The 21757-nt window shown below is 62.0% G+C and carries 25 protein-coding genes; 10 read left to right on the top strand and 15 right to left on the bottom strand.

All coding sequences use genetic code 11. The annotated features are described in order from the left end of the window. The first annotated feature begins 83 nt into the window (after nucleotides 1-83). The gene (locus G9X68_RS25075) at nucleotides 84-881 is read left to right on the top strand and encodes a lysophospholipid acyltransferase family protein (protein ID WP_171604684.1); all 798 of its coding nucleotides are present in this window, start codon (nucleotides 84-86) and stop codon (nucleotides 879-881) included. 2 nt (nucleotides 882-883) lie between these two features. On the opposite strand, the gene G9X68_RS25070 is transcribed toward G9X68_RS25075, so the two are convergent. Further along, nucleotides 884-1414: a gamma-glutamylcyclotransferase gene (locus G9X68_RS25070; RefSeq protein ID WP_171604683.1), complete on the bottom strand. Its 531-nt coding sequence runs from the start codon at nucleotides 1412-1414 to the stop codon at nucleotides 884-886. A gap of 50 nt (nucleotides 1415-1464) precedes the next feature. Here G9X68_RS25070 and G9X68_RS25065 point away from each other — a divergent pair, with 50 nt between their 5' ends. After that, nucleotides 1465-2481, top strand: coding sequence for a DUF2125 domain-containing protein (locus G9X68_RS25065; RefSeq protein ID WP_171604682.1), 1017 nt, complete (start codon nucleotides 1465-1467; stop codon nucleotides 2479-2481). A gap of 98 nt (nucleotides 2482-2579) precedes the next feature. On the opposite strand, the gene G9X68_RS25060 is transcribed toward G9X68_RS25065, so the two are convergent. The 4 genes from G9X68_RS25060 to G9X68_RS25045 form a co-directional block, all read right to left on the bottom strand. Further along, a complete protein-coding gene (locus tag G9X68_RS25060) occupies nucleotides 2580-2999 on the bottom strand; it encodes a GNAT family N-acetyltransferase (protein WP_171604681.1) in 420 nt (139 codons plus the stop codon). Between the two features lie 8 nt (nucleotides 3000-3007). Then, nucleotides 3008-3931, bottom strand: coding sequence for a prephenate/arogenate dehydrogenase family protein (locus tag G9X68_RS25055; protein WP_171604680.1), 924 nt, complete (start codon nucleotides 3929-3931; stop codon nucleotides 3008-3010). Continuing rightward, complete coding sequence (gene hisC / locus G9X68_RS25050) at nucleotides 3928-5025, bottom strand: histidinol-phosphate transaminase (protein ID WP_171604679.1); 1098 nt, start codon at nucleotides 5023-5025, stop codon at nucleotides 3928-3930. Before hisC ends, G9X68_RS25055 begins: the two co-directional genes overlap by 4 nt. Before the next feature lie 136 nt (nucleotides 5026-5161). After that, a complete protein-coding gene (locus G9X68_RS25045) occupies nucleotides 5162-5938 on the bottom strand; it encodes a class I SAM-dependent methyltransferase (RefSeq protein WP_171604678.1) in 777 nt (258 codons plus the stop codon). Nucleotides 5939-5991: 53 nt separating this feature from the next. Between G9X68_RS25045 and gloB the strand changes: the two genes are divergently transcribed. Together gloB and G9X68_RS25035 are read left to right on the top strand one after the other, a co-directional pair. Further along, a complete protein-coding gene (gloB, locus tag G9X68_RS25040) occupies nucleotides 5992-6762 on the top strand; it encodes a hydroxyacylglutathione hydrolase (protein ID WP_171604677.1) in 771 nt (256 codons plus the stop codon). After that, nucleotides 6762-7184, top strand: coding sequence for a cupin domain-containing protein (locus G9X68_RS25035; protein WP_171604676.1), 423 nt, complete (start codon nucleotides 6762-6764; stop codon nucleotides 7182-7184). Before gloB ends, G9X68_RS25035 begins: the two co-directional genes overlap by 1 nt. 119 nt (nucleotides 7185-7303) lie before the next feature. Here the strand turns inward: G9X68_RS25035 and yddG are convergent, their stop codons facing one another. Both yddG and G9X68_RS25025 read right to left on the bottom strand, forming a co-directional pair. Next, nucleotides 7304-8194, bottom strand: coding sequence for an aromatic amino acid exporter YddG (gene yddG, locus G9X68_RS25030; RefSeq protein ID WP_171604675.1), 891 nt, complete (start codon nucleotides 8192-8194; stop codon nucleotides 7304-7306). Nucleotides 8195-8224: 30 nt separating this feature from the next. Continuing rightward, nucleotides 8225-9007, bottom strand: coding sequence for a DUF3108 domain-containing protein (locus G9X68_RS25025; protein WP_171604674.1), 783 nt, complete (start codon nucleotides 9005-9007; stop codon nucleotides 8225-8227). A 242-nt stretch (nucleotides 9008-9249) separates the two neighbouring features. Between G9X68_RS25025 and rpmB the strand changes: the two genes are divergently transcribed. Together rpmB and G9X68_RS25015 are read left to right on the top strand one after the other, a co-directional pair. Next, nucleotides 9250-9546 carry a 50S ribosomal protein L28 gene (rpmB, locus tag G9X68_RS25020; RefSeq protein ID WP_018243798.1) on the top strand — a complete coding sequence of 99 codons (297 nt, stop codon included), beginning with the start codon at nucleotides 9250-9252 and terminating at the stop codon, nucleotides 9544-9546. Nucleotides 9547-9658: 112 nt separating this feature from the next. Beyond that, nucleotides 9659-10294 carry a VUT family protein gene (locus G9X68_RS25015; protein WP_171604673.1) on the top strand — a complete coding sequence of 212 codons (636 nt, stop codon included), beginning with the start codon at nucleotides 9659-9661 and terminating at the stop codon, nucleotides 10292-10294. Nucleotides 10295-10300: 6 nt separating this feature from the next. On the opposite strand, the gene G9X68_RS25010 is transcribed toward G9X68_RS25015, so the two are convergent. From G9X68_RS25010 to G9X68_RS24990, 5 genes are all read right to left on the bottom strand, one after another. Continuing rightward, nucleotides 10301-10867: an ATP-binding protein gene (locus G9X68_RS25010; protein ID WP_171604672.1), complete on the bottom strand. Its 567-nt coding sequence runs from the start codon at nucleotides 10865-10867 to the stop codon at nucleotides 10301-10303. An 81-nt stretch (nucleotides 10868-10948) separates the two neighbouring features. Further along, the gene (locus tag G9X68_RS25005) at nucleotides 10949-11971 is read right to left on the bottom strand and encodes an esterase-like activity of phytase family protein (protein WP_171604671.1); all 1023 of its coding nucleotides are present in this window, start codon (nucleotides 11969-11971) and stop codon (nucleotides 10949-10951) included. A 13-nt stretch (nucleotides 11972-11984) separates the two neighbouring features. Continuing rightward, complete coding sequence (cobT, locus tag G9X68_RS25000; RefSeq protein ID WP_171604670.1) at nucleotides 11985-13886, bottom strand: cobaltochelatase subunit CobT; 1902 nt, start codon at nucleotides 13884-13886, stop codon at nucleotides 11985-11987. Nucleotides 13887-13898: 12 nt separating this feature from the next. After that, complete coding sequence (gene cobS, locus G9X68_RS24995; protein WP_064647653.1) at nucleotides 13899-14891, bottom strand: cobaltochelatase subunit CobS; 993 nt, start codon at nucleotides 14889-14891, stop codon at nucleotides 13899-13901. A 310-nt stretch (nucleotides 14892-15201) separates the two neighbouring features. Beyond that, entirely contained in the window at nucleotides 15202-15819 is a 618-nt protein-coding gene (locus G9X68_RS24990; protein ID WP_018482761.1) for a J domain-containing protein, read from the bottom strand. A 102-nt stretch (nucleotides 15820-15921) separates the two neighbouring features. Here G9X68_RS24990 and G9X68_RS24985 point away from each other — a divergent pair, with 102 nt between their 5' ends. Then, nucleotides 15922-16206, top strand: coding sequence for a BolA family protein (locus G9X68_RS24985; RefSeq protein WP_018243805.1), 285 nt, complete (start codon nucleotides 15922-15924; stop codon nucleotides 16204-16206). A 47-nt stretch (nucleotides 16207-16253) separates the two neighbouring features. Here G9X68_RS24985 and G9X68_RS24980 read toward each other — a convergent pair whose 3' ends face one another. Genes G9X68_RS24980 through G9X68_RS24970 form a run of 3 tightly spaced genes read right to left on the bottom strand, consistent with a single transcriptional unit; the run spans nucleotide 16254 to nucleotide 19281 of the window. Further along, nucleotides 16254-17564 (bottom strand): HlyC/CorC family transporter, encoded by a 1311-nt coding sequence (locus G9X68_RS24980; RefSeq protein WP_171604669.1) that lies wholly within the window; start codon nucleotides 17562-17564, stop codon nucleotides 16254-16256. Then, the gene (aroB, locus tag G9X68_RS24975) at nucleotides 17564-18694 is read right to left on the bottom strand and encodes a 3-dehydroquinate synthase (protein ID WP_171604668.1); all 1131 of its coding nucleotides are present in this window, start codon (nucleotides 18692-18694) and stop codon (nucleotides 17564-17566) included. The genes G9X68_RS24980 and aroB overlap by 1 nt, the downstream gene beginning before the upstream one ends. Then, nucleotides 18691-19281 carry a shikimate kinase gene (locus G9X68_RS24970; protein WP_171604667.1) on the bottom strand — a complete coding sequence of 197 codons (591 nt, stop codon included), beginning with the start codon at nucleotides 19279-19281 and terminating at the stop codon, nucleotides 18691-18693. Before G9X68_RS24970 ends, aroB begins: the two co-directional genes overlap by 4 nt. A 148-nt stretch (nucleotides 19282-19429) precedes the next feature. On the opposite strand from G9X68_RS24970, the gene G9X68_RS24965 reads away from it, so the two are divergent. The 3 genes from G9X68_RS24965 (at nucleotide 19430) to G9X68_RS24955 (ending at nucleotide 21581) form a co-directional block, all read left to right on the top strand. Further along, entirely contained in the window at nucleotides 19430-19606 is a 177-nt protein-coding gene (locus G9X68_RS24965; protein ID WP_012759201.1) for a hypothetical protein, read from the top strand. A gap of 5 nt (nucleotides 19607-19611) precedes the next feature. Beyond that, nucleotides 19612-20565 carry a site-specific tyrosine recombinase XerD gene (gene xerD / locus G9X68_RS24960; protein WP_171604666.1) on the top strand — a complete coding sequence of 318 codons (954 nt, stop codon included), beginning with the start codon at nucleotides 19612-19614 and terminating at the stop codon, nucleotides 20563-20565. Between the two features lie 62 nt (nucleotides 20566-20627). Beyond that, on the top strand, nucleotides 20628-21581 hold the full coding sequence (locus G9X68_RS24955) for an acetyl-CoA carboxylase carboxyltransferase subunit alpha (RefSeq protein WP_171604665.1): 954 nt from the start codon (nucleotides 20628-20630) through the stop codon (nucleotides 21579-21581). Nucleotides 21582-21757: the final 176 nt, after the last annotated feature.

Genomic DNA, 21757 nt, shown 5'->3' with positions numbered 1-21757 from the left:
TTACATCAAGGCAGCATCAAATGCTTTTTATGATCGGCAATATCGTGTAGGCCGGTCGCGTGAGCATGCCTCGGGAAAGTTTCATGATCGCTCTGCGTTCCGTACTCTTCAACACGATCTTCTACGCCAACCTCATCATCCGGATGATCGTGCTCTCGCCCTACTATTTCGTGGTGTCGCGCAAGATCGCCTATGCGATCCCGAAGAACTGGGCGCGCTCCAACCACTGGCTGATGCGGGTGATCGTCGGCACCACCTTCGAGATCGAGGGCCTGGAGAACCTGCCTGACGGCAGTTACATCCTGGCGCCGAAGCATCAGTCCTTTTGGGATACCTACGCACTGCTGCCCTGGCTGAAAGATCCGGTCTACATCCTGAAGCGCGAACTGATGTGGATTCCGCTTTTCGGCTGGTATGCGAAGAAACAGCGCATGATCCCGGTCGATCGCGGCGCCCGCGGCAAGGTGATGGTGGAAGTGCTGAAACGCACGAAGGAAGAGCTGTCGACCGGCCGCCAGCTCATCATCTATCCCGAGGGCACCCGCCGCCCGCCGGGCGCAGAGCCGCTCTATAAATACGGCATAGCCCGCATGTACCGCGACCTTAACCTCCCCGTCGTGCCGGTCGCCATGCATCCCGGCCTCTTCTGGCCGCGGCGGAGCATTCGTCGTTATCCCGGCCATTTCAAGGTGAGGATCCTACCGCCGATCATGCCGGGAATGGATCCGGACGTCTTTTTCGCCCATCTGATCGAGGTATCGGAGCGGGCAAGCGACGAGCTTCTGCTCGAAACCGTCGCGCAAAATCCGCATCTGCCGCTCCCGCCGACGGCGGTCGACAGACTGGGCGAGCTGCGCAAATTGAACGCGGCAACTGGCTGAGATCAGGCGGCGCGCAGCCGCTCCACTTCGTTGACGACCTGCTCCAGCCAATGGTCGCGAATGCCCATCTGCTTCAGATGCGTCAGCGTGTTGAAGACATAGGCGTCATTCGGACCAGACTGGCCTTTTGCTTCGTTCACCACCCGCGCCGCCGCAAGCGCATCCAGTGCGCCGGCATATTGTTCATGCTCGCGGTCGATGATGTAGGCGACCGCCTCGACCCGGCGCCGGCCGGCAAGCTGCAACCGCACCCGGCGCTCCAGATAGACGTTGGTGACCAGCTCGCGGGCGCGGAGATAATCGATCACTTCATCCCATTTTTCCGGCGCAATACGGAAAGCCATGCCGCGGCAGGCGCCACCCCTGTCGAGGCCGAGAACCAGGCCCGGATTGTCGCGGGTGCCGCGATGGACAAAGGAGCGGACGCAGAGCGAACGCCTGTAGCCGTAGACCAGGGCCTCTGCCCGCTCCATGAACTCGAAGCCCGGATTCCACATCAGCGAACCGTAGCCAAATACCCAAAATTCGTCCATATCGCACGCCAGACCGGAATCACATTTGCGATTCACCATTGGAGAACATCATGGCAGCGTCAAGCCGATCCGGCAGCAGCCAATTCGGCAGCGGCAAGAAATTCTGGTTGCTGGGTGGAGGCGTCCTCCTGGCGATCGCGCTTTATACCGGCGGCTGGTTCTATGCGGCGTCGGCGTTGAAGACCACGGTGCTGAAGGCGATCGCGCCGCGCGACCAGGCAGGCGTCAGCGGTGAATGCTCCGATATCGAATTCCGTGGCTATCCCTTCCGTATCGGTCTGTTTTGCTCGAAGATCGACGTCGACGACAATGTCAACGGGGTCTCCGCCACCTTCGGCGCGCTGCGCTCGGCAGCCCAGGTCTATGCGCCCGGCAATATCGTCTGGGAACTCGATTCGCCGGCCGAAATCCGCACCAGCAACGGCCTTTCGATCTCGGCCCAGTGGACGAACCTGCAGGCGAGTCTTGCAACCAGGCTGCAGGGCATCGACCGCAGCTCGACCGTCATCGAGGGTCTGAAGGCGATGGCCTTCTCCTCCTACACCGGCCAGACCATGAGCTTCGATGCTGCTCGCACCGAAATCCATCTGCGCCAGAACGGTGCCGATCTCGACGGCGCGATCTCCGTGCAGGACGCCAATACGGCGATCAAGGACTGGCCGCAGATCTTCCCGAAATTGTCGGCGAGCATCGATCTGACCGTCGCCGGCAAGGCCGGCCTGATCGACGGAAGCGACCGGAACGGCCTCAATGGCTCCACCGGCGACCTGCGCCGCATCGTCGCCGACATCGGCGACGGCAAGGTGATGACGCTCACCGGCCCCTTCTCCTTTGACGAGCAGGGCTTCCTCTCCGGAAAATTCAAGCTGGAGATCGAACAGCTCGGCCCCTGGGGCGACAGCCTGAAACAGGCCTTTCCGGATATCGCCTCGACCGTCAACACGGCGACGAAGCTCTTGAAGGCGCTTGCCGGCGGCGGCGACAAGGTCTCCGTCGATCTCGTCGTCGATCGCGGCAATGCCACCGTCAGCGGTTTCATCCCACTCGGCCGGATTCCGCCGATCTGATGCATCTCGCCCAAAAGTGTGCAGCGGTCTTGGGATAACGGGATGCATAGGAAAAGGCCTGAAGCGCCTCGCATGATTCCGGTTCGACGCGAGGCTCTTTACGCTATTCGCTTGATGAAGAAGACTTCCGGGACCGATTGCAGGCCGGGCAATTCGATCGAGCCGGTTTCGGAAAATCCGTTGCGGCGATGCCAGTCCTGAGGCCGGCTTTCATCGCATTCGCTCGACGTCATCAGCAGGCGGGCGCCATCGCCGCGCATGGCGTCTTCCCAGGCAAGAAACAGCGCCGTTCCAACGCCGGACCGGCGGTGTCCGGGCAGGACGCGGATCATTTCCATATAGGGAACCCTGCCCCAGAAGCGGGAGAAGCGAAGGAAACCGACGATCTCATCGGCCTCCCTGGCAACCAGATATTCGCCGAGCGCGACGCAGCGCGATACCCACGCTTCACCGGCACTGGCATCCTCGCGCGCCAGCCAGTCGATATCTGCCTGGCCGGCGCTTACGACCTCCACCATCGCGGCGATTACTTCTTGTCCAGAGCGTGGCGGCCGAAATCCGGCGCGTCGACATCCTGGCCAGCCTGGACGATCGAACGGCGGATGGCGCGAGTGCGGGTGAAGAGTTCGAATATCTTGTCGCCCTCGCCCCAGCGGATGGCGCGCTGCAGATAGGCGAGATCCTCCGAAAAGCGCGCCAGCATTTCGAGGATCGCATCGCGGTTGTGCAGGCAGACATCGCGCCACATGGTCGGGTCGGAGGCAGCAAGGCGGGTGAAATCGCGAAAGCCGGAGGCGGAATATTTGATGACCTCAGACTCCGTCACCGTCTCGAGATCGTCGGCCGTGCCGACGATATTGTAAGCGATGATATGCGGCAGGTGCGAGACGATGGCGAGCACCTTGTCGTGATGCTCGGCATCCATCTCGTCGACCTTCGAGCCCAGCGCTTCCCAGAAGCTGCGCAGCCGCTTCAGCGCCGCCTCGTCGGTGCCGGCGACCGGCGTGAAGATGCACCAGCGGCCTTCGAAGAGGCCGGGAAAGCCGGCATCCGGGCCGGATTTTTCGGTGCCGGCCAGCGGATGGCCGGGGATAAAATGCACATTATCAGGCATATGCGGCAGCATCTGCGCAATGACAGAAGCCTTTGTCGAACCGACATCGGTGACGATCGCCCCGGGCTTCAGGTTTCCCGAGATCTCCTTCGCCACGCTTTCCGAAGCGCCGACCGGCACCGAGACGATCACCAGATCGGCATCCGTGACGGCATCCTGCGACAACGTCGTATAGCGATCGCCGAGGCCGAGTTCTTCGGCGCGCTTCAGCGTATCGGGGCTGCGCGTAGCGACGACGATCTCCCTTGCAAGACCAAGCCGCCTGATGTCATAGGCGAGCGAAGAGCCGATCAGGCCGATGCCGATCAGCGCGATACGATCGAACTGCACGCTCATCGCTGATGACCCATGAATTCGGTGAGCGCGGCAATCACGCCGCGATTGGCCTCCTCGGGGCCGATGCTCATGCGCAGCGCATTGGCGAAGCCATAACCGCGCACGGCGCGCAGGATGTAGCCGCGGCTCGTCAGCAAATCGTCGGCATCCGCGGCGCGCTTGCCGTCGATCTCCGGGAAATGGATGAGGACGAAATTGGCAACGGACGGCGTCACCTTCAGCCCGATCGCTTCGAGCGCCTGGGTTAGTGTCTCCACCCACATCTGGTTGAAGGAGACGGCCTGCTGGATGAAGACCTGGTCGCGGATGGCAGCGGCGGCGGCGGCGATTGCCGGTGCGTTCAAGTTGAACGGCGCGCGCACGCGGTTCAACGCGTCGACGATCTCGGCCGGCGCATACATCCAGCCGACGCGTAGCGCCGCAAGACCGTAGGCCTTCGAGAAGGTGCGGGTCATCACCACATTGGCATTGGAGGACACGACCTCGATGCCGGCTTCATAATCGTTGCGGCGCACATATTCGGCGTAAGCCGCATCGAGCACCAGGACGACATGTTTCGGCAGTCCGGCCTGCAGGCGGCGGATCTCGCTGACGGAAACATAGGTGCCGGTCGGATTGCCGGGATTGGCGATGAAGACGATCTTCGTCTTCTCCGTCACCGCCGCAAGGATGGCATCGACATCGACGGTATAGTCCTTCTCCTTGACGACGACAGGCGTGGCGCCTGCGCCCAGGATCTGGATCTTGTAGACGAGGAAGCCGTGCTCGGTGATGATGCCCTCGTCGCCAGCGCCGAGATAGACATGGCACAGCAGGCCGAGCAGCTCGTCCGAACCGTTGCCGCAGAGGATGTTTGCCGAATTGAGGCCGTGCACGGCAGCGATCGCCTCGCGCAGTTCGATCGCCTGCCCGTCAGGATAACGCCCCAGATTGTCGGCAACCGTCTTGAAGGCCTCGATTGCCTTCGGGCTGGCGCCGAGCGGCGTTTCGTTGGACGAGAGCTTGTAGACACGGGCAACACCCGGCGCATGTTCCTTGCCCGGCACATAGGCTGCGATATCGAGAATACCGGGACGCGGAACGGGTTTGCTCATCTCAACGCTCATGGTTCGACCTTGGAATTGCCGGTAAATCCGGGCTGAAAAACACCAAGTGGCATTAAAGCGGAATGCGATTGTTGTCGAGAGCTATGGGCGTGACACAAGCAGTTGGAGACCATCGGGAGCGACGTCATCTACTACGTGTGGTCGGCACGCCGTGCGGTGCGAGAACCGGCACGAAGACGCGGCGGGAGGCCCGCGCCGCAACCGGCAGCCCCTGATACAGCCGCTTCTGCGCTTCGACGATGATGACGCCCGAGAAGGCCGGCCAAAGCGTTCGGCCGATCCGCTCGAAGGCGCGCCGCAGGCGCAGGATGGTCCTGAGCTTCGAGGGCGGGAAGAACAGCGCTTCAGCCGTCGCGCCCGGCGTGAAATTCGTCTCGCGCAGCAGATTTGTCAGCTGACCGCGGGAATAGGGCCGGCCCGAACCGAAGGGCGTATGCTCCATGCGTGCCCAGACGCCGCGCCGGTTCGGCACGACGATGACCAGCCGTCCGCCCGGCGCCAGCACCCGCCAGAGCTCCTTCAGCGTCTCGCGCGGGCTTTCGGCAAATTCCAGCGAATGCACCATCAGCACCCGGTCGATCGACGAATCCGGCAGCGGCAGTTCCTCGTCGAAAATCAGCGCCGTCGTCGAAAGCGAGCCCATCGGCCAGTTCACCGCGCCCTGCCCGGCCGGCATGAAGGCGAAGGTGCGCTCGGTATCGGCCTGGAAGCGATCGAGGAAGGGCACGGCATAACCGATACCGACCAGGCGCTCCTGCGGCAGCCGCACCCAGAGCGAGGACAGCGCCATGGCGATCGACTGCTCGGCAAGACGTCCGAGCTCGGAATGATAGAACTGGCGTAAGTCGACGATATCGGCGTGCATCGCGACAAATGTTATCAGCGGGCGGTTGGACTTCAAGGCCGGAACCTCTACATTTCCGCGAGACTCCTGGGATAAGGGATTATTGAACGATGAAACCTTTGGAATTAGACGTTTTTCTCTGCCGCACCGACAATTTCGGCGTTCTCGTGCACGATCCGGAGACAGGCTTTACCGCGGCGATCGATGCGCCGGAGGAGGCGCCGATCCTGGAGGCGGCGACACGTCGCGGCTGGAAAATCACCCATATCTTCACCACGCATCATCACACCGACCATGTCACGGCCAACCTGGCGCTGAAGGAACAGTTCGGCTGCGAGATCATCGGCCCGATCAACGAGGCCATTGCCATTCCCGGTCTCGATCGGACGATGGCCGATAGCGACAGCTTCCTTTTTGGCGACCACACGGTCAACGTCATCGAGACGCCCGGCCACACCGCAGGCCACATCTGCTATCACTTCGTCGATGACAAACTGCTGTTTGCCGCCGACACGCTGTTTGCGCTCGGCTGCGGCCGGCTGTTCGAACGCCCGGCCGCCGATATGTGGCATTCCCTGCAGAAACTCGCCGTGCTGCCCGATGAGACCGCCATCTATTTCGGCCATGAATACACATTGTCCAATGCCCGCTTCGCGCTGACCATCGATCCCGACAATGAGCGACTGAAGCACCGCGCCGCCGAGATCGAGGCCTTGCGCGCCGACGGCAAATTCACCATCCCGACGACGCTGGGGCTGGAAAAGGAAACCAACCCGTTTCTGCGCGCCGCCGATCCGGCGATCCGCCGCAATCTGCTGATGGAAGGCAAGACCAACGAGGAAGTCTTCGCAGAGATCCGCAAGCGCAAGGACCATTTCTGATGTCGCCTGAGGACATCATCCGCGAACTCGGCATGCAGCCGCATCCCGAAGGTGGCTGGTACGTGCAGACATTCCGCGATACGGCGGGCGGAGAACGCGGCCATTCGACGGCGATCTATTATCTGCTGAGCAGGGGGCAGTGTTCGCACTGGCATCGTGTCCATGACGCAGCCGAGATCTGGCATTATTACGCCGGCGCGCCGCTCTCGCTGCACCGGTCGGAAGACGGAACGGCAAGCGAGACCCTGACGCTCGGAACGAATCTTCCTGCCGGCGAACGGCCGCAGGCGATCATTCCCGCCAATTGGTGGCAATCGGCCGAGTCCCTCGGCGATTTCACCCTGGTCGGCTGCACCGTCTCGCCCGGCTTCGAATTTTCGAGCTTCGAGATGGCGCCGCCCGGTTGGAAGCCCGGCGGTTAGAGCATGATGCCGAAAAGTGTGAGCGGTTTTCGGGCGACATCATGCTCCAACTATCTAATTTAGAACAGGATTCAGATTTTAGGCCGACCGGGCCTAAAATCTGAATCCTGTTCTAAGGCCTATGCTGCAGCCGCAGGCTGCGCAGGAGTTTTGCCGCGAAACATGTCCTGAGCGGCGAGCACCGCCCCGCCGGTGACGAGCAGGCAGGCGAGAGCAATGCGCCAGCTCGGCTCGGCAAATCCGAACAGCACCAGAATAAGCGTCGAAAGCAGAGGTGCTGCATAACTTGCCGCGCCGAGAATTTGGATATCGCCGTTCTTGACGCCGTAATCCCACGCGTAGAAGGCAGCACCGACCGGAAAGAGCCCGAGCCCGGCGACGGCGACCCATTCGAAAACCGTTTCCGGCCAGACGGTCGTCTCAAGGCCGAGATGGCAGAAGAGCGACAGCATGGAGGTTGCAAGGCAGAAGCCGGTGACGACGTCCGTGGAGACGGCGTCGAAACGCCGCGTCAGCAGCGAATAGCCGGACCATGTGAAGGCGCAGAGAAAAGCAGCGCCGTAACCAATGGCATAGGCGCCGTCGAAATCGATGCCGTTGCGGCTAACGATCAGGAAGGTGCCGCAAAGCCCGGCAAGCGCACCTGCCACATGATACCAGCGCAGCCGTTCGCCCGGCAGCAGCGCCGAACCGACGACGATCAGCAGCGGCCAGAGATAGGCGATCAGCCCCGCCTCCACCGCCGGCGCGTTCCGGAGCGCGGTAAAATAGAGGAAGTGATAACCGAACAGCCCGGCAATGCCGGTTATCCAGACCTTGGCCGGCTGCTTCAGCAGCGCCAGCCGCGAGGGATCGAGGGTCAGCACGACGAGGCCGGGAATGCTGCCGATCGCAAAGCAGACGGCCGAAAGCTGGAACGGCGGCATCTTGCCGGAAGCGGCCGTGAACAACGCCAGGAACGACCACATCAGAATGGCCGTAAAACCGATCAACGTCGCGCGAAGCTTCACCTGTCCCCTTTCACGGAGGCAGAAGCCCCGTCAGCTGTTGCTGCCGTATTTGACGGCAGTGATCGTCACCATTCCATATTCGGTTGGAATGCGCACATAGACAGGAGCGTATACATTTGCCGCGTCCGACTTGGCAAACCAGATTTCCATGCGGTTGCTCTTGCTGAGATAGTCGATGTCCTTGCGGCCTTTCTTGTAGCCCGAGCGTGGCACGAAGCGCACGCTGCAAACGGTCGCCTTGCCCTTGAAGCCATTGGTGGAAAAATCCTCGTCGCCTTTCGGCGACAGCACCAGATCCATGCGCGTCTCGCCGTCGAAGATCGGCAGCGTCTGCGAGCAGACCTTGGTATCGCCGGTGAAGACCAGACCGGAGATCGGATCGAGCACCGAGCGCATGTCGCGCGGCGTGACGTCGATCCAGTTCTTCGGACGCTTCGGCATCGGTGTCGTCGTCGCCGAAATGATGTTGCCGTTGCGGTAGCTGACCTCGTAGACGCGGGCCTTCCTCTTGCCGCTCTTGTAGTAGAGCGAATATTTCAACGCCTGCAGCCTGTTCTTGCGCACGACGCCGGTGACACTGGTCTTGGCCGAAATCGTCGTGACGAGATCGGCAAGACCCGCAGAATTGATGTCGCCGGCGATCTTGTAGCTGTGATCGTCCTCGATCTGCGTCAGGAACGCGGCACGCGCGATCGGCAGGCCGGCGAGCGCCACCCGGTATTCCGTCCGATGCTGGATTTCGGCCGCCGATGCCGGTATGGCAAGAAGTGCGGCGATGGCCGAAATGAAAATCCGTCTGCCCGAATGAGCCATGGAAAAAAGCCTTGTCTTGCTGCGCGCCGGCAGGCCTTGCTGAGCGCTCTATACTCCTGCCGTGAAGGGAAGAAAACAGCAGCTTTTTGACAGAATTGCGGGAAAGGCCAAGGTTTGGCTTGACGCGAGCAGCCTGTCTGACTATAGAACCGCAACTTTCCAATCATGCCCGTTGGATTGCGCGCCTGGCTTTGCCGGGAATGGCAATTTGATGGCCCGAGAAAAACAAGAATAGGTGTTCCATGTCCCGCGTGTGCGAATTGACCGGCAAGGCCGTCCTGACTGGTAACAATGTCAGCCATGCCAACAACAAGACCAAGCGCCGGTTCCTGCCGAACCTGTGCCAGGTAACGCTGATTTCCGACGCTCTCAACCAGCGTTATCGTCTTCGCGTTTCGGCTGCCGCTCTTCGCTCCGTCGAGCATCGTGGCGGCCTCGATGCCTTCCTGCTGAAGGCCAGCGAAAACGAACTGTCGATGCGCGCGCGCCTGCTGCGCCGTCAGATCGCCAAGAAGACCGCTGAAGCCGCTGCTGCGTAAGCTTCTGCCCTTCTTTCATACGGCTTCAAAAGGCTTGAACGGATAATACCGGACAAGCCTTTTGCTTTGCCGGTTTGCTCCTCCAACTGGTGGCATCACCCAGGATAAAAAAATGCTGAAGAACCGCTATACCATTGCCTATGTCGCGCTGATGACGCTCGTCGTCGTCGCCTCCAACTTCCTCGTCCAGTTTCCCCTGAACGCCGAAGTCGCCGGCATCAACCTTGCCGACATCCTGACCTGGGGCGCTTTCTCCTATCCGATCGCCTTCCTGATCACCGATCTGACCAACCGCCAGTTCGGCCCGCAGGCAGCCCGCAAGGTTGTCTTTGCCGGCTTCGTCGTCGGCGTGACGCTATCCTTCTTCACCTCGGTGCCGCGCATCGCGATCGCCTCCGGCTCGGCCTATCTCGCCGGCCAACTGCTCGATATCGCCGTCTTCAACCGCCTTCGCCGCCAGGCCTGGTGGCGCGCGCCGCTGGTCGGTTCGCTGATCGGCTCGGCGCTCGATACGGTGATGTTCTTCTCGCTGTCCTTCGCCGCGTTCTTCGTCTTCCTCGGCCCGAACGATCCCTTTGCGCTGGAAGCAGCCCCCATCCTCGGCGTCTTCGCCACCGAGGCTCCGCGCTGGATTTCCTGGGCGATCGGCGATTTCGCCGTGAAGATGATCGTCGGCCTCGTCATGCTGCTGCCTTATGGCGCGCTGATGAATGTGCTGCGGCCGATGCAGGCTGCTCGCGCCAGCTAATTGAAGCTACGGACGCCGCCGGACCGCGCCGGCGGCGATGGCTGGATGCAGCAGCACCTCTGCTGTCAGATCGTCGATATCACGCGATGAATCGAGCCGCAGCACCGGCGCCGTCTGTGTTGCCAGCCATTGCTCATGTGCCGCAAGGCTGCGGCGTTCGGGACCGGCCGTATCGTAGCTGGCCGCCCATTCCAGGAATTCCCCGCTCTTTACGGCCATGTCGCCGCCGGGCCTGATTCTGTTTCCGTATCGGGCAAGCTCCCGCGCAAGGATGCGCGCCATTCTAAGCTCCGGGTCTATCCTGAGGAACACGATCAGATCGTAGAGCGGCTCAATCGGCCTCCCCCATTTGAGCGCCGATCCGGAAAGTAGCCAGCCTTCGTGCCGCGCCACCTCATCGAGGAGCAGCCCCATGCGCTCGTCGGCCTCCCTCGGCGTCGTGAACGGCGGATCGGTCGGCAACCAGAAGAAATCGTCGGTGTCGAGATGGGCGATATCGAGCTTTTCGGCGAGCGCACGGCCGAGCGATGTCGTGCCGGAACCGGACGCGCCCATGACATGGATATGCACCATGATTTTCCTCCGATAGCTGCTTTAGAACAAAGGCTCAAGCCGGCCGGCTGCGGTTCAATCCGATAGCCAAAGCTTGTGACATCAGTCTGACGCAGCCTGCTTCACACTGTCGGAAAGCCGGAATTCCAGCATCAGATTGCGCTGCAGGATCGAATGATTGTCGTCCGATACCAGGATGATATGGGTCATGCCGTCGGCGGCCTGGAAAGCATCGAGCCCTTCCATATTGTCGATCTGCGAGTTGAAATTGCCTTCCAGCAGCAATTCGCCGTCAACGACAGCGCCGGGCCTGATGTCGGCGCCCTTGATGCGCCGAAGGCGCATGCCGATGCCTTCGGCCATGTTGAAGCGGCGCTCCAGCAGCAGCAGGTCGCCGTCCGGCAGGAAGGCGCCGTCGGTGATGTCGAAGCTGCCGTCCCGCTTGACCGAGAAACGCCCTTTCAGCGGCCCGCTGAGAATGGCCGCCAGCCGATTGCCGTCACTGTCGAGACCGCGTTCGGAGACGACGACTACGCCGCCCCGCAGCGGGCTTGATGCCGGCGCCACGGTGATCGTTTCGATGCCGCGGTTGTCGTCCAGCATCTTTCGCGGGATGAGGATCGGCAAAGTGGCGATCGCTCCCGAGTCGGCAAAGCCAGGATCGGGATAGACATCGACGCGATGAGCCTGCTCGAAGGAGACCAGGATCCGGTCGCCGTCAAGCGCCAGGCCTTCGGCATCCATATGTCCCTTGCCTTCGAAGCTACGCCCGGCGCTGTTCTTCATCGGCGTGATCTCGACATACGAAAGGCCGGAAAGCCTGCCCTTGACGTCGCGCTCGATGCTGCCGGTCAGCCACTGGCCGGTATCGAGCACGACGACGAAATGTTTTTGGTCCGGCCGGAAACGGATGGAGGAGAGCGAGCCGAATAGCGCTCTGCTGGAGACCATCTCCAGCCCGCCGAGAAATTCCAGCGATCCGAATTGCGTCTCTGAAGAGCCGATCCTGAAATCGGAGATTTGCCGGCTAATGACCGGCACCTCGTCGCCGGCCCATGACGAGGAAGCGCCGGCTGCGATGCAGAGAGCGATCGACGCCGCACGGCAGAGGCGCTTGACCGTCATTCTTCCAGCAGCGTCAGCCGGCACGGCGTATCCGGCCGCCGCGCGGCTGGACGGATTGGTCCTCGAACAGTGAGGCAAGCTGCTCGGTCATCGCACCGGCAAGCTCGTCCGCATCGACGATCGTCACGGCGCGGCGATAGTAGCGCGTCACGTCGTGGCCGATGCCGATCGCCAGCAGTTCGACAGGCGAGCGCGTCTCGATCCGTTCGATGACGGCGCGCAGGTGCCGCTCCAGATAATTGCCCGGATTGACCGACAGCGTCGAATCGTCCACCGGCGCCCCGTCCGAGATCATCATCAGGATGCGGCGCTGCTCGCGGCGCGCGAGCAGGCGATTATGCGCCCAGATCAGCGCCTCGCCGTCGATATTTTCCTTGAGCAGGCCCTCGCGCATCATCAGCCCGAGATTGGCGCGCGCGCGCCGCCACGGCGCGTCGGCCGACTTGTAGATGATATGACGCAGGTCGTTGAGGCGGCCCGGTGTCTGCGGCTTGCCGCCGGCAAGCCAGTTTTCACGCGCCTGCCCGCCCTTCCAGGCTTTGGTCGTAAAGCCCAGGATCTCGACCTTGACGCCGCAGCGCTCCAGCGTGCGGGCGAGAATGTCGGCACAGGTGGCGGCAACCGTGATCGGCCGGCCGCGCATCGAGCCGGAATTGTCGATGAGCAGGGTAACGACGGTATCGCGGAACTGGGTGTCGCGCTCCATCTTGAAGGAGAGCGCCTGCATCGGATCGATGATGATACGCTGCAGCCGGGCCGGATCGAGATAGCCCTCTTCCAGGTCGAAATCCCAGGAGCGGTTCTGCTGCGCCATCAGGCGCCGCTGCAGCCGGTTGGCGAGACGACCGACGGCGCCCTGGAGATGCGCCAGCTGCTTGTCGAGGAAGGCGCGCAGGCGCTCCAGCTCGGCGGCGTCGCAAAGTTCCTCGGCGGTGATGATCTCGTCGAACTCTTCGGTAAAGACGTGATAATCGACCTTCTCGTTGAAATCGGCAAAAGGCGTGTTCGGCCGGCGGGTCTCGCCCGGCGTTTCCGAATCGTCCTCACCCTCTTCCATCATGTCGTCGTCGGAGATTTCGGCGCCTTCGGTCTCGCCGTCCTCCATCTGCTCGTCGGCGACCTCGCTGTCCTCGACGGGGGCGGCATCGGTGCCGGCATCCTCGTCGACCTCGTCCTGGTCCTGTTCGTCGCCGCTCGGCTGGTCTTCCTGCTCCGACTGGTCGTCATTGTCGGCGTCGCTGTCATCGTCGCCGTACTCCTCGGCCATTTCCATGGCCGACAGCATGTTGCGGATGACCTTGGCGAAGGCCTGCTGGTCGTTGATCGCGTTCGACAGGTTGTCGAGTTCGGACCCTGCCTTGTCCTCGATAAAGTCGCGCCAAAGGTCGAGCACCTTGCCGGCGGAGGCCGGCGGGCGCTGGCCGGTCAGCTTCTCGCGCACCATCATCGCAACCGCTTCGCCGACCGGTGCGTCTTCCTGGCGCTCGATGCCGGTGAAATTCGCCTTGGAATATTTCTCTTCCGTCATGGAGCGCAGGTTCGACGCCATGCCCTCCATGCGCAGCGCGCCGATCGATTCGACGCGCGCCTGCTCGACCACATCGAAGATCGCCCGGGCATCCGAGCCCTGCGGCGCCATCGTCGCATGCACCCTCTCGTCATGGCAGGCAAGCCGCAGCGCCATCGAATCGCCAAGGCCGCGAGTGACCGCCAGCTCATGCGCGGTCGGCCGCTTGGAAAGTTCCGGCAGCCGAATGCGCTCGCCGGTCATCCCCGGCCGTTCATTGGCGAAGGTCACCTCGACATCGCCGTCGCCGGCGATCGAGCGCACGCAGCCGGTTATCGCCCGGCGCAATGGCTCGACGTCGACGGGCGCACCGGGCTTTGCTTTCGAATTGTCACCGCGAGCTGCCATGATCGGTCGGTCTCAAGCTCCGAGAACGATATTGGCGGCACTTTCCTTCAGCTCGACGCCGAAGGCACGCTGATAGTGCTCGGCGACCAGCGGGCGTTCCAACTCGTCGCACTTGTTGAGGAAGGTGACGCGGAAGGCAAAGGCAAGGTCGCCGAAGATTTCAGCATTCTCGGCCCAGGTGATGACGGTACGCGGGCTCATCACGGTCGAGAGATCGCCGTTCATGAAGGCAGCGCGCGTCAGGTCGGCGACGCGCACCATCTTCGAAACCGTCTCGCGGCCGTTCTTGTCACTGCCGAAGCTCTTCACCTTGGCGGCGACGATATTCACTTCGTGATCATGCGGCAGGTAGTTCAGTGTGGTGACGATCGACCAGCGGTCCATCTGCGCCTGGTTGATCTGCTGCGTGCCGTGATAGAGGCCGGTGGTGTCGCCGAGGCCGATCGTATTTGCGGTCGCAAACAGGCGGAAGGCCGGGTGCGGCCGAATGACGCGGCTCTGGTCGAGCAGCGTCAGGCGGCCGGAGGATTCGAGCACGCGCTGGATGACGAACATCACATCAGGACGGCCGGCATCATATTCGTCGAAGACGAGCGCGACATTGTGCTGATAGGCCCAGGGCAGGATGCCGTCCTTGAATTCGGTGATCTGCAGCCCGTCCTTGACGACGATCGCATCCTTGCCGACGAGATCGATACGGCTGACATGGCTGTCGAGGTTGATGCGCACGCAAGGCCAGTTGAGCCGCGCGGCCACCTGCTCGATATGCGAGGACTTGCCCGTGCCGTGATAACCGGAGATCATCACGCGGCGGTTATGGGCGAAGCCTGCGAGAATGGCGAGCGTCGTGTCGCGGTCGAACAGGTAGTCGGTATCGAGGTCCGGCACATAAGCGTCGCCCTTGCTGTAGGCGGGAACGCGGATGTCGGAATCGATGCCAAAGGCCTCGCGAACCGAAACGGTGGTATCGGGCAGTTCGGAAATATCAAGGTCGATCTTGCTCATCATGTCTCCAAGGCGGGTGATGCCACCCGGCCATACTGTCTCAGGCCATGTCGCAACCGTGACGCCGCGTTTTTTATTCCGCGCCCGTCCAGGTCGGAACGTCGGCGATGCTTCTCCGGGACTGAAACGAAACCTCGGCGGGATAATGACCGCGTGCGAGCATTCTTGAAAGAGTCCCGGACAAGAAACGCCGCGTCCGGAAGGTCGGCGGAGGCGATGTCGGGAAAACGCACAAATATGAGCCGCGTTTGCCTGCGGCCTCAGCCGATTTGGACCATACCCGATTGAAGCCCAAGAGCAAGGACGGGAATTAACAAAAACCGTTCTGCTTCAACAATTGATAGGCCTGGATGACGGCGCGGAAACGCTCCTCCGAGCCGCGGTCGCCGCCATTGGCATCCGGATGGTGTTTCTTCACCAGTTCCTTGTAGCGGCTCTTGATCTCCGCCGACGTCGCATTGGCGTCGAGGCCCATCGTTTCGAAGGCCTTGCTTTCCAGAGATTTCAGCTTGCGCGCCTGCGGAAAACGCGGCCCGCTGCCCTTACCGCCTTCCTTGACGAAGCCGAAGGGATCGCGAACGCGGGTATAGGCGCCGGAGCGGATCTCCGAATGCAGCGGACTGTCCTTCGCCGCCTTGTTGACGCCGACCGTCCATGTCGGCCGATGGCCGGTAATCGCCTCTTTCTGGTAACGCGCGATCTCGCCGTCCGAAAGACCGGAGAAATAATTGTAGCCCTTGTTGTATTCCTTGACGTGCTCGAAGCAGAACAAGAAGAACTGGCCTTCCGCATTGCGGCCGACGGGAGCGCGATGCGCCCCCTTCTTGTCGCACCCGTCCCATTGACAGGTAGGCGGCGCCTGCTCTGTCTCCGGCTCGCGTTTGCGGCGTGTACGGATGCGATCGAAATATTTGGAATCAAGTCTCATGACGGCGCTAATTATGGGGCTGTCGCGAAGCGACAACAAGAATTGACAAACGGGAATGTTGCAGGCTTGGTAGGTACCCTTTTCGCGAACCAGCAAGACCGGATGATGACCCTGCGAACCCGCATCGAAGAAAAACTTGTCGAAGCCTTCGCGCCCGAACGCGTAAGCGTCATCGACGAAAGCCATCTGCATGCCGGCCACCAACCTGATATCACCGGCACCGGCGAAACCCATATGCGAGTGAGGATCGTTTCCGGAAAATTCGCCGGCATGTCGCGGCTGGCGCGCCACCGGGCAATCACCGACCTGTTGAAACCGGAGCTCGATGCCGGCCTGCATGCGCTGGCTGTCGAACCGGCAGCACCCGGCGAACCGACCCGCTGGTAGCGGCACGCAACCCATATGGGCATTGGCCGTCTAAGATCCAAGCAAAATCAGGCTGGCTTTGCGCCGTCTTCCCCGGCCGGACGGATGCGCAGCTTGGTGATGCGGTTCTTCTCCCGCTTCATGACGATGAAACGCTTGCCGTAGAAGGTGAAGGCCTGTCGCTCTTCCGGGATGGTCATCGATTCGTGGATGACGAGGCCGGCGATCGTCGTCGCCTCCTCATCGGGCAGGTTCCAGTCGAGCGCTCGGTTCAGGTCGCGGATCGGCACACCGCCGTCGACGACGACGGAACCGTCGGCCTCCTGGCGCACGCCCTGTATCTCGATATCGTGCTCGTCGGAAATGTCGCCGACGATTTCCTCGAGAATATCCTCCAGCGTGACGATGCCCTGCACCTCGCCATATTCGTCGACGACGACGGCGAAATGCTGCTTGCGCCGCAGGAAGGCGTTGAGCTGGTCCTCGAGGTTGGTGCTGTCGGGCACGAACCACGGCTTCTGCGCGATCTTCACGATATCGAGGTTCTGCGGCTCCATGTTGGGTTCGGCAAGCGCGCGCAGCAGATCCTTGGCGTGGACGACGCCGATGATGTTGTCGATCGTGCCGCGCCGCAACGGCATGCGCGTATAGGGGCTTTCGAGGATGACGCGTACCACGGCTTCCGGCGGATCGTCGGCGTTGATCGCCCGCATCGCGGTGCGGTGGACCATGATGTCGGACAGTTCCAGCTCACCGAGATCGAGTACGCCGCCGAGCCGGTCCCGGTCGGCCTTCACCACCGATCCCTCGCGGTGCAAGAGGTCGACGGCGCCGCGCAGCTCCTCATGTGCCGTTAGCATCGACATCTCCCGCGAGAGATTGATGCCGAACAACGAAAGGATCCGGCGCACGATCGCGTTGACGAAAGAGGAAACCGGGCCGACGACGAGGACGAAAAGCCTGGCTGGAAATGCGACGGCGAGCGCGAAGCGCTCAGGCCTAGAAATCGCCCAGCTCTTCGGCAGCACTTCCGCGAAGATGACCAGGATAACAGTCATGGCCAGCGTCGCCAGCGCCACGCCGGAACTGCCGAACAGCCCGAGGAAGAGGCTGGTGGCGATCGAAGAGGACAGAATGTTGGCGAGATTGTTGCCGATGAGCAGTGCGCCGATCAGCCGGTCGCGTCGCTCGATCAACTGCCGGACGAGGCCGGCACGTTCGTCGCCGTTGACCTCGAGCGTATGGATACGGCTGCGCGAAACGGCGGTCAACGCAGTCTCGGAGCCGGAAAAGAAGGCGGACATGAGCACCAGCGCCGTGATCGAAAGGATCTCCGGCCAGTATGTCGAAAGAAATGCCAGAGCGCCTTCGACCGACATCAGGGATGTTTTTCCCGGAGAAAGCTGATCACTTCGGACGCCGGAACGTCGTCGGCGACGAAGGACTGGCCGATGCCGCGTGTCAGGATGAAGGTGAGCTTGCCGCTCTTGACCTTCTTGTCCTGCGCGATCGCGTCCATCAGCGATTCCGCCGGCGGCAGGTCGCCCGGAATCTCGGACATGCGGGTCGGCAGGCCGACCTCCTTCAGATGCCGCCCGACGCGGCGCGCATCGTCGGGACTTGCGAGGTTCATTCGTGCGGAGAATTCGTGCGCCAGCACCATACCGATCGAAACGCCCTCGCCATGCACGAGGCGGGAACTGTCATAGGCGGTCGCCGCTTCCAGCGCGTGGCCGAAGGTATGGCCGAGATTGAGCAGCGCCCGCTGGCCATTTTCACGCTCGTCGGCAACGACGACATCGGCCTTCGCCTGGCAACTGGTGGCGATCGCCTCGATGCGCGCGGAGCCGCCTGCAAAAACCGACTTCCAGTTCGCTTCCAGCCAGGCGAAGAAATGCGGCTTGTCGATCAGTCCGTATTTGGCGACTTCGGCGTAACCTGCGCGGAATTCGCGCTCGCTCAGCGAATTCAGCACATCCGTGTCGGCCAGAACCAGGTCCGGCTGATGGAAGACGCCGATCAGATTCTTGCCGTGGCGGGAATTGATGCCGGTCTTGCCGCCGACGGAGGAATCGACCTGCGACAGCAGCGAGGTCGGCACCTGGACGAAGCGCACGCCGCGACGGACGATGCCGGCCGCAAATCCGGAAAGATCGCCGATGACGCCGCCACCGAGCGCGATGACGTAATCATTCCGCTCGACGCGCGCCTCAAGCACCTTGTCGCAGGCCGTCATCAGATGTTCGAAGCTCTTGGTCTTCTCGCCGGCCGGCAGGACGACCTCAGCCGAGGCGATACCCGCTTCATCCAGACTTGCGACGAGGGCCTTGAGATAGAGCGGAGCGACATTTTCGTCGGTGACAATAGCCGCCTTGCGGCCCTTGAGGCGGGTGGCGATCTCGGCGCCGGCCCGCGCAATCAACCCCGGCCCGATCAGGATGTCGTAGGCGCGCTCGCCGAGCGGCACATGCACCGTTCGGATGGCGGAGGCGGAGGTTATCGCATTCATGACGCTGCACTTTCCTTCTGAGCTTCGATCACGGCCTGTAAGACCTCGTCGGCCATGATTTCCTTGCGCACGTCGCGCGAGAGCACGGTGAGATCGGCCTGCGCATAGATCGGATAACGCGCATTCATCAGGCCCTCGAGCGTCTGCTTCGGATTTTCGGTCTTGAGCAACGGCCGCGTATCGCGCTTCGCAACCCGGTCCCAGAGCACGTCGAGATCGGCCTTGAGCCAGACGGAAAGGCCGCCCTTCTTGATATGCTTGCGCGTCCGGCCGTTGATGAAGGCGCCGCCTCCGGTGGAGACGACACGCGGCCCGCTCTTCAGCAGCCGCTTGATCACCCGCGCTTCCAGCGCCCGGAACTCCTGCTCGCCATAGGCGGCGAAAAGCTCGGCGATCGTCATGCGCGAAACCCGCTCGATCTCGAGATCGCTGTCGATGAAGGGAATGGCGAGCTGGCTGGCGACGATGCGCCCGACGGAGGATTTGCCGGCGCCCATCAGGCCGACAAGGATCAGATTGCGTGAACCGAGCGCGGCGCGAGCTCTGTCTTTCAAGCTGTCAGCAACGGTCAGCAGTTGTTCACTCATCGGTCCATTCACACTTTGTTTGCAAACGGTATCGACAAATGCAGGTGGAGCGTCAAGTCGCAGGCAAGGGAATCATGGCTTGAATACCGCTTCTTGCACTTGCAGATAGGCTTCTTATAACAGAAGCAGAGCATGAAGGAGTTGCTGGATGCCGACCCTGTTCCGTTTCCTGTTCGTCTGCGCGATCCTCGCCGGGACGGTCTACGGAGCGATGCTGGCGCTTGTGACCTTCGTGGAGCCGCAGCAGCGCGACGTGACGATCCGCATTCCGTCCGAGCGGGTCAATCCGCCCGCTACGGGCGCCATCGACACGACCAGGAAGTGACCGGCATGGTGGATCTCGGCCGCGTCCACGTGGAATCCTTCCTGGAGATGATGAGCGCCGAGCGCGGTGCTGCCGCCAATACGCTGCAATCCTATGAGCGCGATCTCGACGACGTCCGCTCCTTCCTGACGGAGCGCAGCATACGGCTCACCGAAGCCGCCTCCGCCGATCTCGCCGCCTATCTCTCCTCGCTCGCCCGAAAGGGCTTCAAACCCTCGTCCCAGGCGCGCCGGCTTGCCGCCATGCGGCAATTCTACAAGTTCCTCTATGCCGAGGGTCTGAGGACCGACGACCCCACAGGCATACTCGACGCGCCGAAGAAGGGCCGTCCGCTGCCGAAAACGATGGGCGTCGAAGAGGTCGGCAGGCTGCTTTCGCAGGCAGTGGCCGAGGCGGAAGATGCGGCTCCGGGCCAGCTGCAGCGCCTGCGCATGCTGGCGCTCCTGGAACTGCTCTATGCCACCGGAATGCGGGTCAGTGAACTTGTCTCGCTTCCCGCCCGCGTGCTCGATCAGGAAGGCCGTTTCCTGATGATCCGCGGCAAAGGCAACAAGGAACGGCTGGTGCCGCTGTCGCATTCGGCAATATCGGCGCTCAAATCCTACGGGCGCCTCCTGGCGGCGGAAAATGCAGCAGTGAAGGAGCCACAGGAAAGCCCATGGCTCTTTCCCGCTGCCTCGAAGGAGGGCTATCTGCCGCGCCAGGTTTTCGCCCGCGACCTCAAGAACCTGGCGATCCGCGCCGGCCTGACGCCGTCGCTGATCTCGCCGCATGTCATGCGCCACGCCTTTGCCAGCCACCTGCTTGCCAACGGCGCCGATCTGCGCGTCGTACAGGAACTCCTCGGCCATTCGGACATTTCGACCACACAGATCTACACGCATGTCCTCGAAGAGAGGCTGCAGCAGCTTGTCCAGACGCATCACCCCCTTGCCAAACAGGCGAAAAAGCACGAATAGGACCGGCGACATGGGGCGGAGCCAGGAAAACGCCCCGGGCACAAGGAACGGAAACGCACCTCATGCACAATTATCTCGACTTCGAAAAGCCGATCTCCGACCTCGAAGGCAAGATCATCGAGCTGAAGAAGCTCGCAACGGAAGACGAGAGCATCGACACTAGCGATGAGATCGGCCGGCTGGAGGTTCGCGTCCGCGAGGCGATCGTCGAAATCTATTCCAAGCTCAATCCCTGGCAGAAGACGCAGGTCGCCCGCCATCCGCAGCGCCCGCATTTCGCCGATTACGCCAAGACGCTGTTCCAGGAATTCACGCCGCTCGCCGGCGACCGCAAATTTTCCGAGGATGCCGCGATCCAGGCGGGCCTTGCCCGTTTCCGCGGCCAGCCCGTCGCCGTCATCGGCCAGGAAAAGGGCAACGACACCAAGAGCCGTCTGAAGCATAATTTCGGCAGCCCCCGCCCGGAAGGCTACCGCAAGGCGATCCGCATTCTTGAAATGGCCGATCGTTTCGGCCTGCCGGTGATTTCGCTGGTGGATACGGCAGGCGCCTATCCTGGCGTCGGCGCCGAAGAGCGCGGCCAGGCCGAGGCGATCGCCCGCTCGACGGAAATGTGTCTCGGCGTCAAGGTTCCGCTGGTCTCCGTCGTCATCGGCGAAGGCGGCTCGGGCGGCGCCATCGCCATTGCCACCGGCAACAAGGTCTATATGCTCGAGCATTCGATCTACAGCGTCATCTCGCCGGAAGGCGCCGCCTCCATCCTCTGGCGCGATTCCACCCGCGCCCGGGAAGCGGCGACCAACATGAAGATCACCGCCGAGGACCTGAAAACGCTCGGCGTTATCGACGGCATCATTTCCGAGCCGCTCGGCGGCGCCCATCGCGATCCCGACAGCGTGATAGCGGCAACCGGTGACGTGATCGCCAATGCTCTGGCCGAAATGGCACCCCGCTCCGGCGAGCAACTGCGCAATGACCGCCGCCAGAAATTCCTCGCCATGGGCCGCAATCTCTAACGGACATTCGGCTCTTCGCCGATTGGGGCCAAATCTTGGCCACATTGATGTTATCTGTAGCATTCGCGCTTGCGGGGATGTTCCAAGCACGTCATAGGCTGGTAAGGACTTGTAAAGTATAAACCGTCTATGATTCCGTTTGATGCCTGGACTCCATGGGCGGACCGGGTCGCATT

The sequence above is a fragment of the Rhizobium changzhiense genome (genome assembly GCF_013087625.1).
Taxonomy (GTDB): domain Bacteria; phylum Pseudomonadota; class Alphaproteobacteria; order Rhizobiales; family Rhizobiaceae; genus Rhizobium; species Rhizobium sophorae.
The sequence above is the reverse complement of the archived record's forward strand: the minus strand, read 5'-3'. Positions and strand labels throughout refer to the sequence as shown.

Coding starts and splice junctions, on each gene's coding strand:
- cobS (WP_064647653.1), bottom strand. CDS start 14,891: ATGAGCAAGATCGACCTTGATATTTCCGAACTGCCCGATACCACCGTT.
- gloB (WP_171604677.1), top strand. CDS start 5,992: ATGAAACCTTTGGAATTAGACGTTTTTCTCTGCCGCACCGACAATTTC.
- G9X68_RS25005 (WP_171604671.1), bottom strand. CDS start 11,971: ATGACGGTCAAGCGCCTCTGCCGTGCGGCGTCGATCGCTCTCTGCATC.
- G9X68_RS25025 (WP_171604674.1), bottom strand. CDS start 9,007: ATGGCTCATTCGGGCAGACGGATTTTCATTTCGGCCATCGCCGCACTT.
- aroB (WP_171604668.1), bottom strand. CDS start 18,694: ATGAATGCGATAACCTCCGCCTCCGCCATCCGAACGGTGCATGTGCCG.
- rpmB (WP_018243798.1), top strand. CDS start 9,250: ATGTCCCGCGTGTGCGAATTGACCGGCAAGGCCGTCCTGACTGGTAAC.
- G9X68_RS24990 (WP_018482761.1), bottom strand. CDS start 15,819: ATGAGACTTGATTCCAAATATTTCGATCGCATCCGTACACGCCGCAAA.
- cobT (WP_171604670.1), bottom strand. CDS start 13,886: ATGGCAGCTCGCGGTGACAATTCGAAAGCAAAGCCCGGTGCGCCCGTC.
- hisC (WP_171604679.1), bottom strand. CDS start 5,025: ATGAGCAAACCCGTTCCGCGTCCCGGTATTCTCGATATCGCAGCCTAT.
- G9X68_RS24970 (WP_171604667.1), bottom strand. CDS start 19,281: ATGAGTGAACAACTGCTGACCGTTGCTGACAGCTTGAAAGACAGAGCT.
- G9X68_RS25060 (WP_171604681.1), bottom strand. CDS start 2,999: ATGGTGGAGGTCGTAAGCGCCGGCCAGGCAGATATCGACTGGCTGGCG.
- G9X68_RS24955 (WP_171604665.1), top strand. CDS start 20,628: ATGCACAATTATCTCGACTTCGAAAAGCCGATCTCCGACCTCGAAGGC.
- G9X68_RS25015 (WP_171604673.1), top strand. CDS start 9,659: ATGCTGAAGAACCGCTATACCATTGCCTATGTCGCGCTGATGACGCTC.
- G9X68_RS25070 (WP_171604683.1), bottom strand. CDS start 1,414: ATGGACGAATTTTGGGTATTTGGCTACGGTTCGCTGATGTGGAATCCG.
- G9X68_RS24980 (WP_171604669.1), bottom strand. CDS start 17,564: ATGTCGGTCGAAGGCGCTCTGGCATTTCTTTCGACATACTGGCCGGAG.
- G9X68_RS24985 (WP_018243805.1), top strand. CDS start 15,922: ATGATGACCCTGCGAACCCGCATCGAAGAAAAACTTGTCGAAGCCTTC.
- G9X68_RS25035 (WP_171604676.1), top strand. CDS start 6,762: ATGTCGCCTGAGGACATCATCCGCGAACTCGGCATGCAGCCGCATCCC.
- G9X68_RS25075 (WP_171604684.1), top strand. CDS start 84: ATGATCGCTCTGCGTTCCGTACTCTTCAACACGATCTTCTACGCCAAC.
- xerD (WP_171604666.1), top strand. CDS start 19,612: ATGGTGGATCTCGGCCGCGTCCACGTGGAATCCTTCCTGGAGATGATG.
- G9X68_RS25055 (WP_171604680.1), bottom strand. CDS start 3,931: ATGAGCGTGCAGTTCGATCGTATCGCGCTGATCGGCATCGGCCTGATC.
- G9X68_RS25010 (WP_171604672.1), bottom strand. CDS start 10,867: ATGGTGCATATCCATGTCATGGGCGCGTCCGGTTCCGGCACGACATCG.
- G9X68_RS24965 (WP_012759201.1), top strand. CDS start 19,430: ATGCCGACCCTGTTCCGTTTCCTGTTCGTCTGCGCGATCCTCGCCGGG.
- G9X68_RS25065 (WP_171604682.1), top strand. CDS start 1,465: ATGGCAGCGTCAAGCCGATCCGGCAGCAGCCAATTCGGCAGCGGCAAG.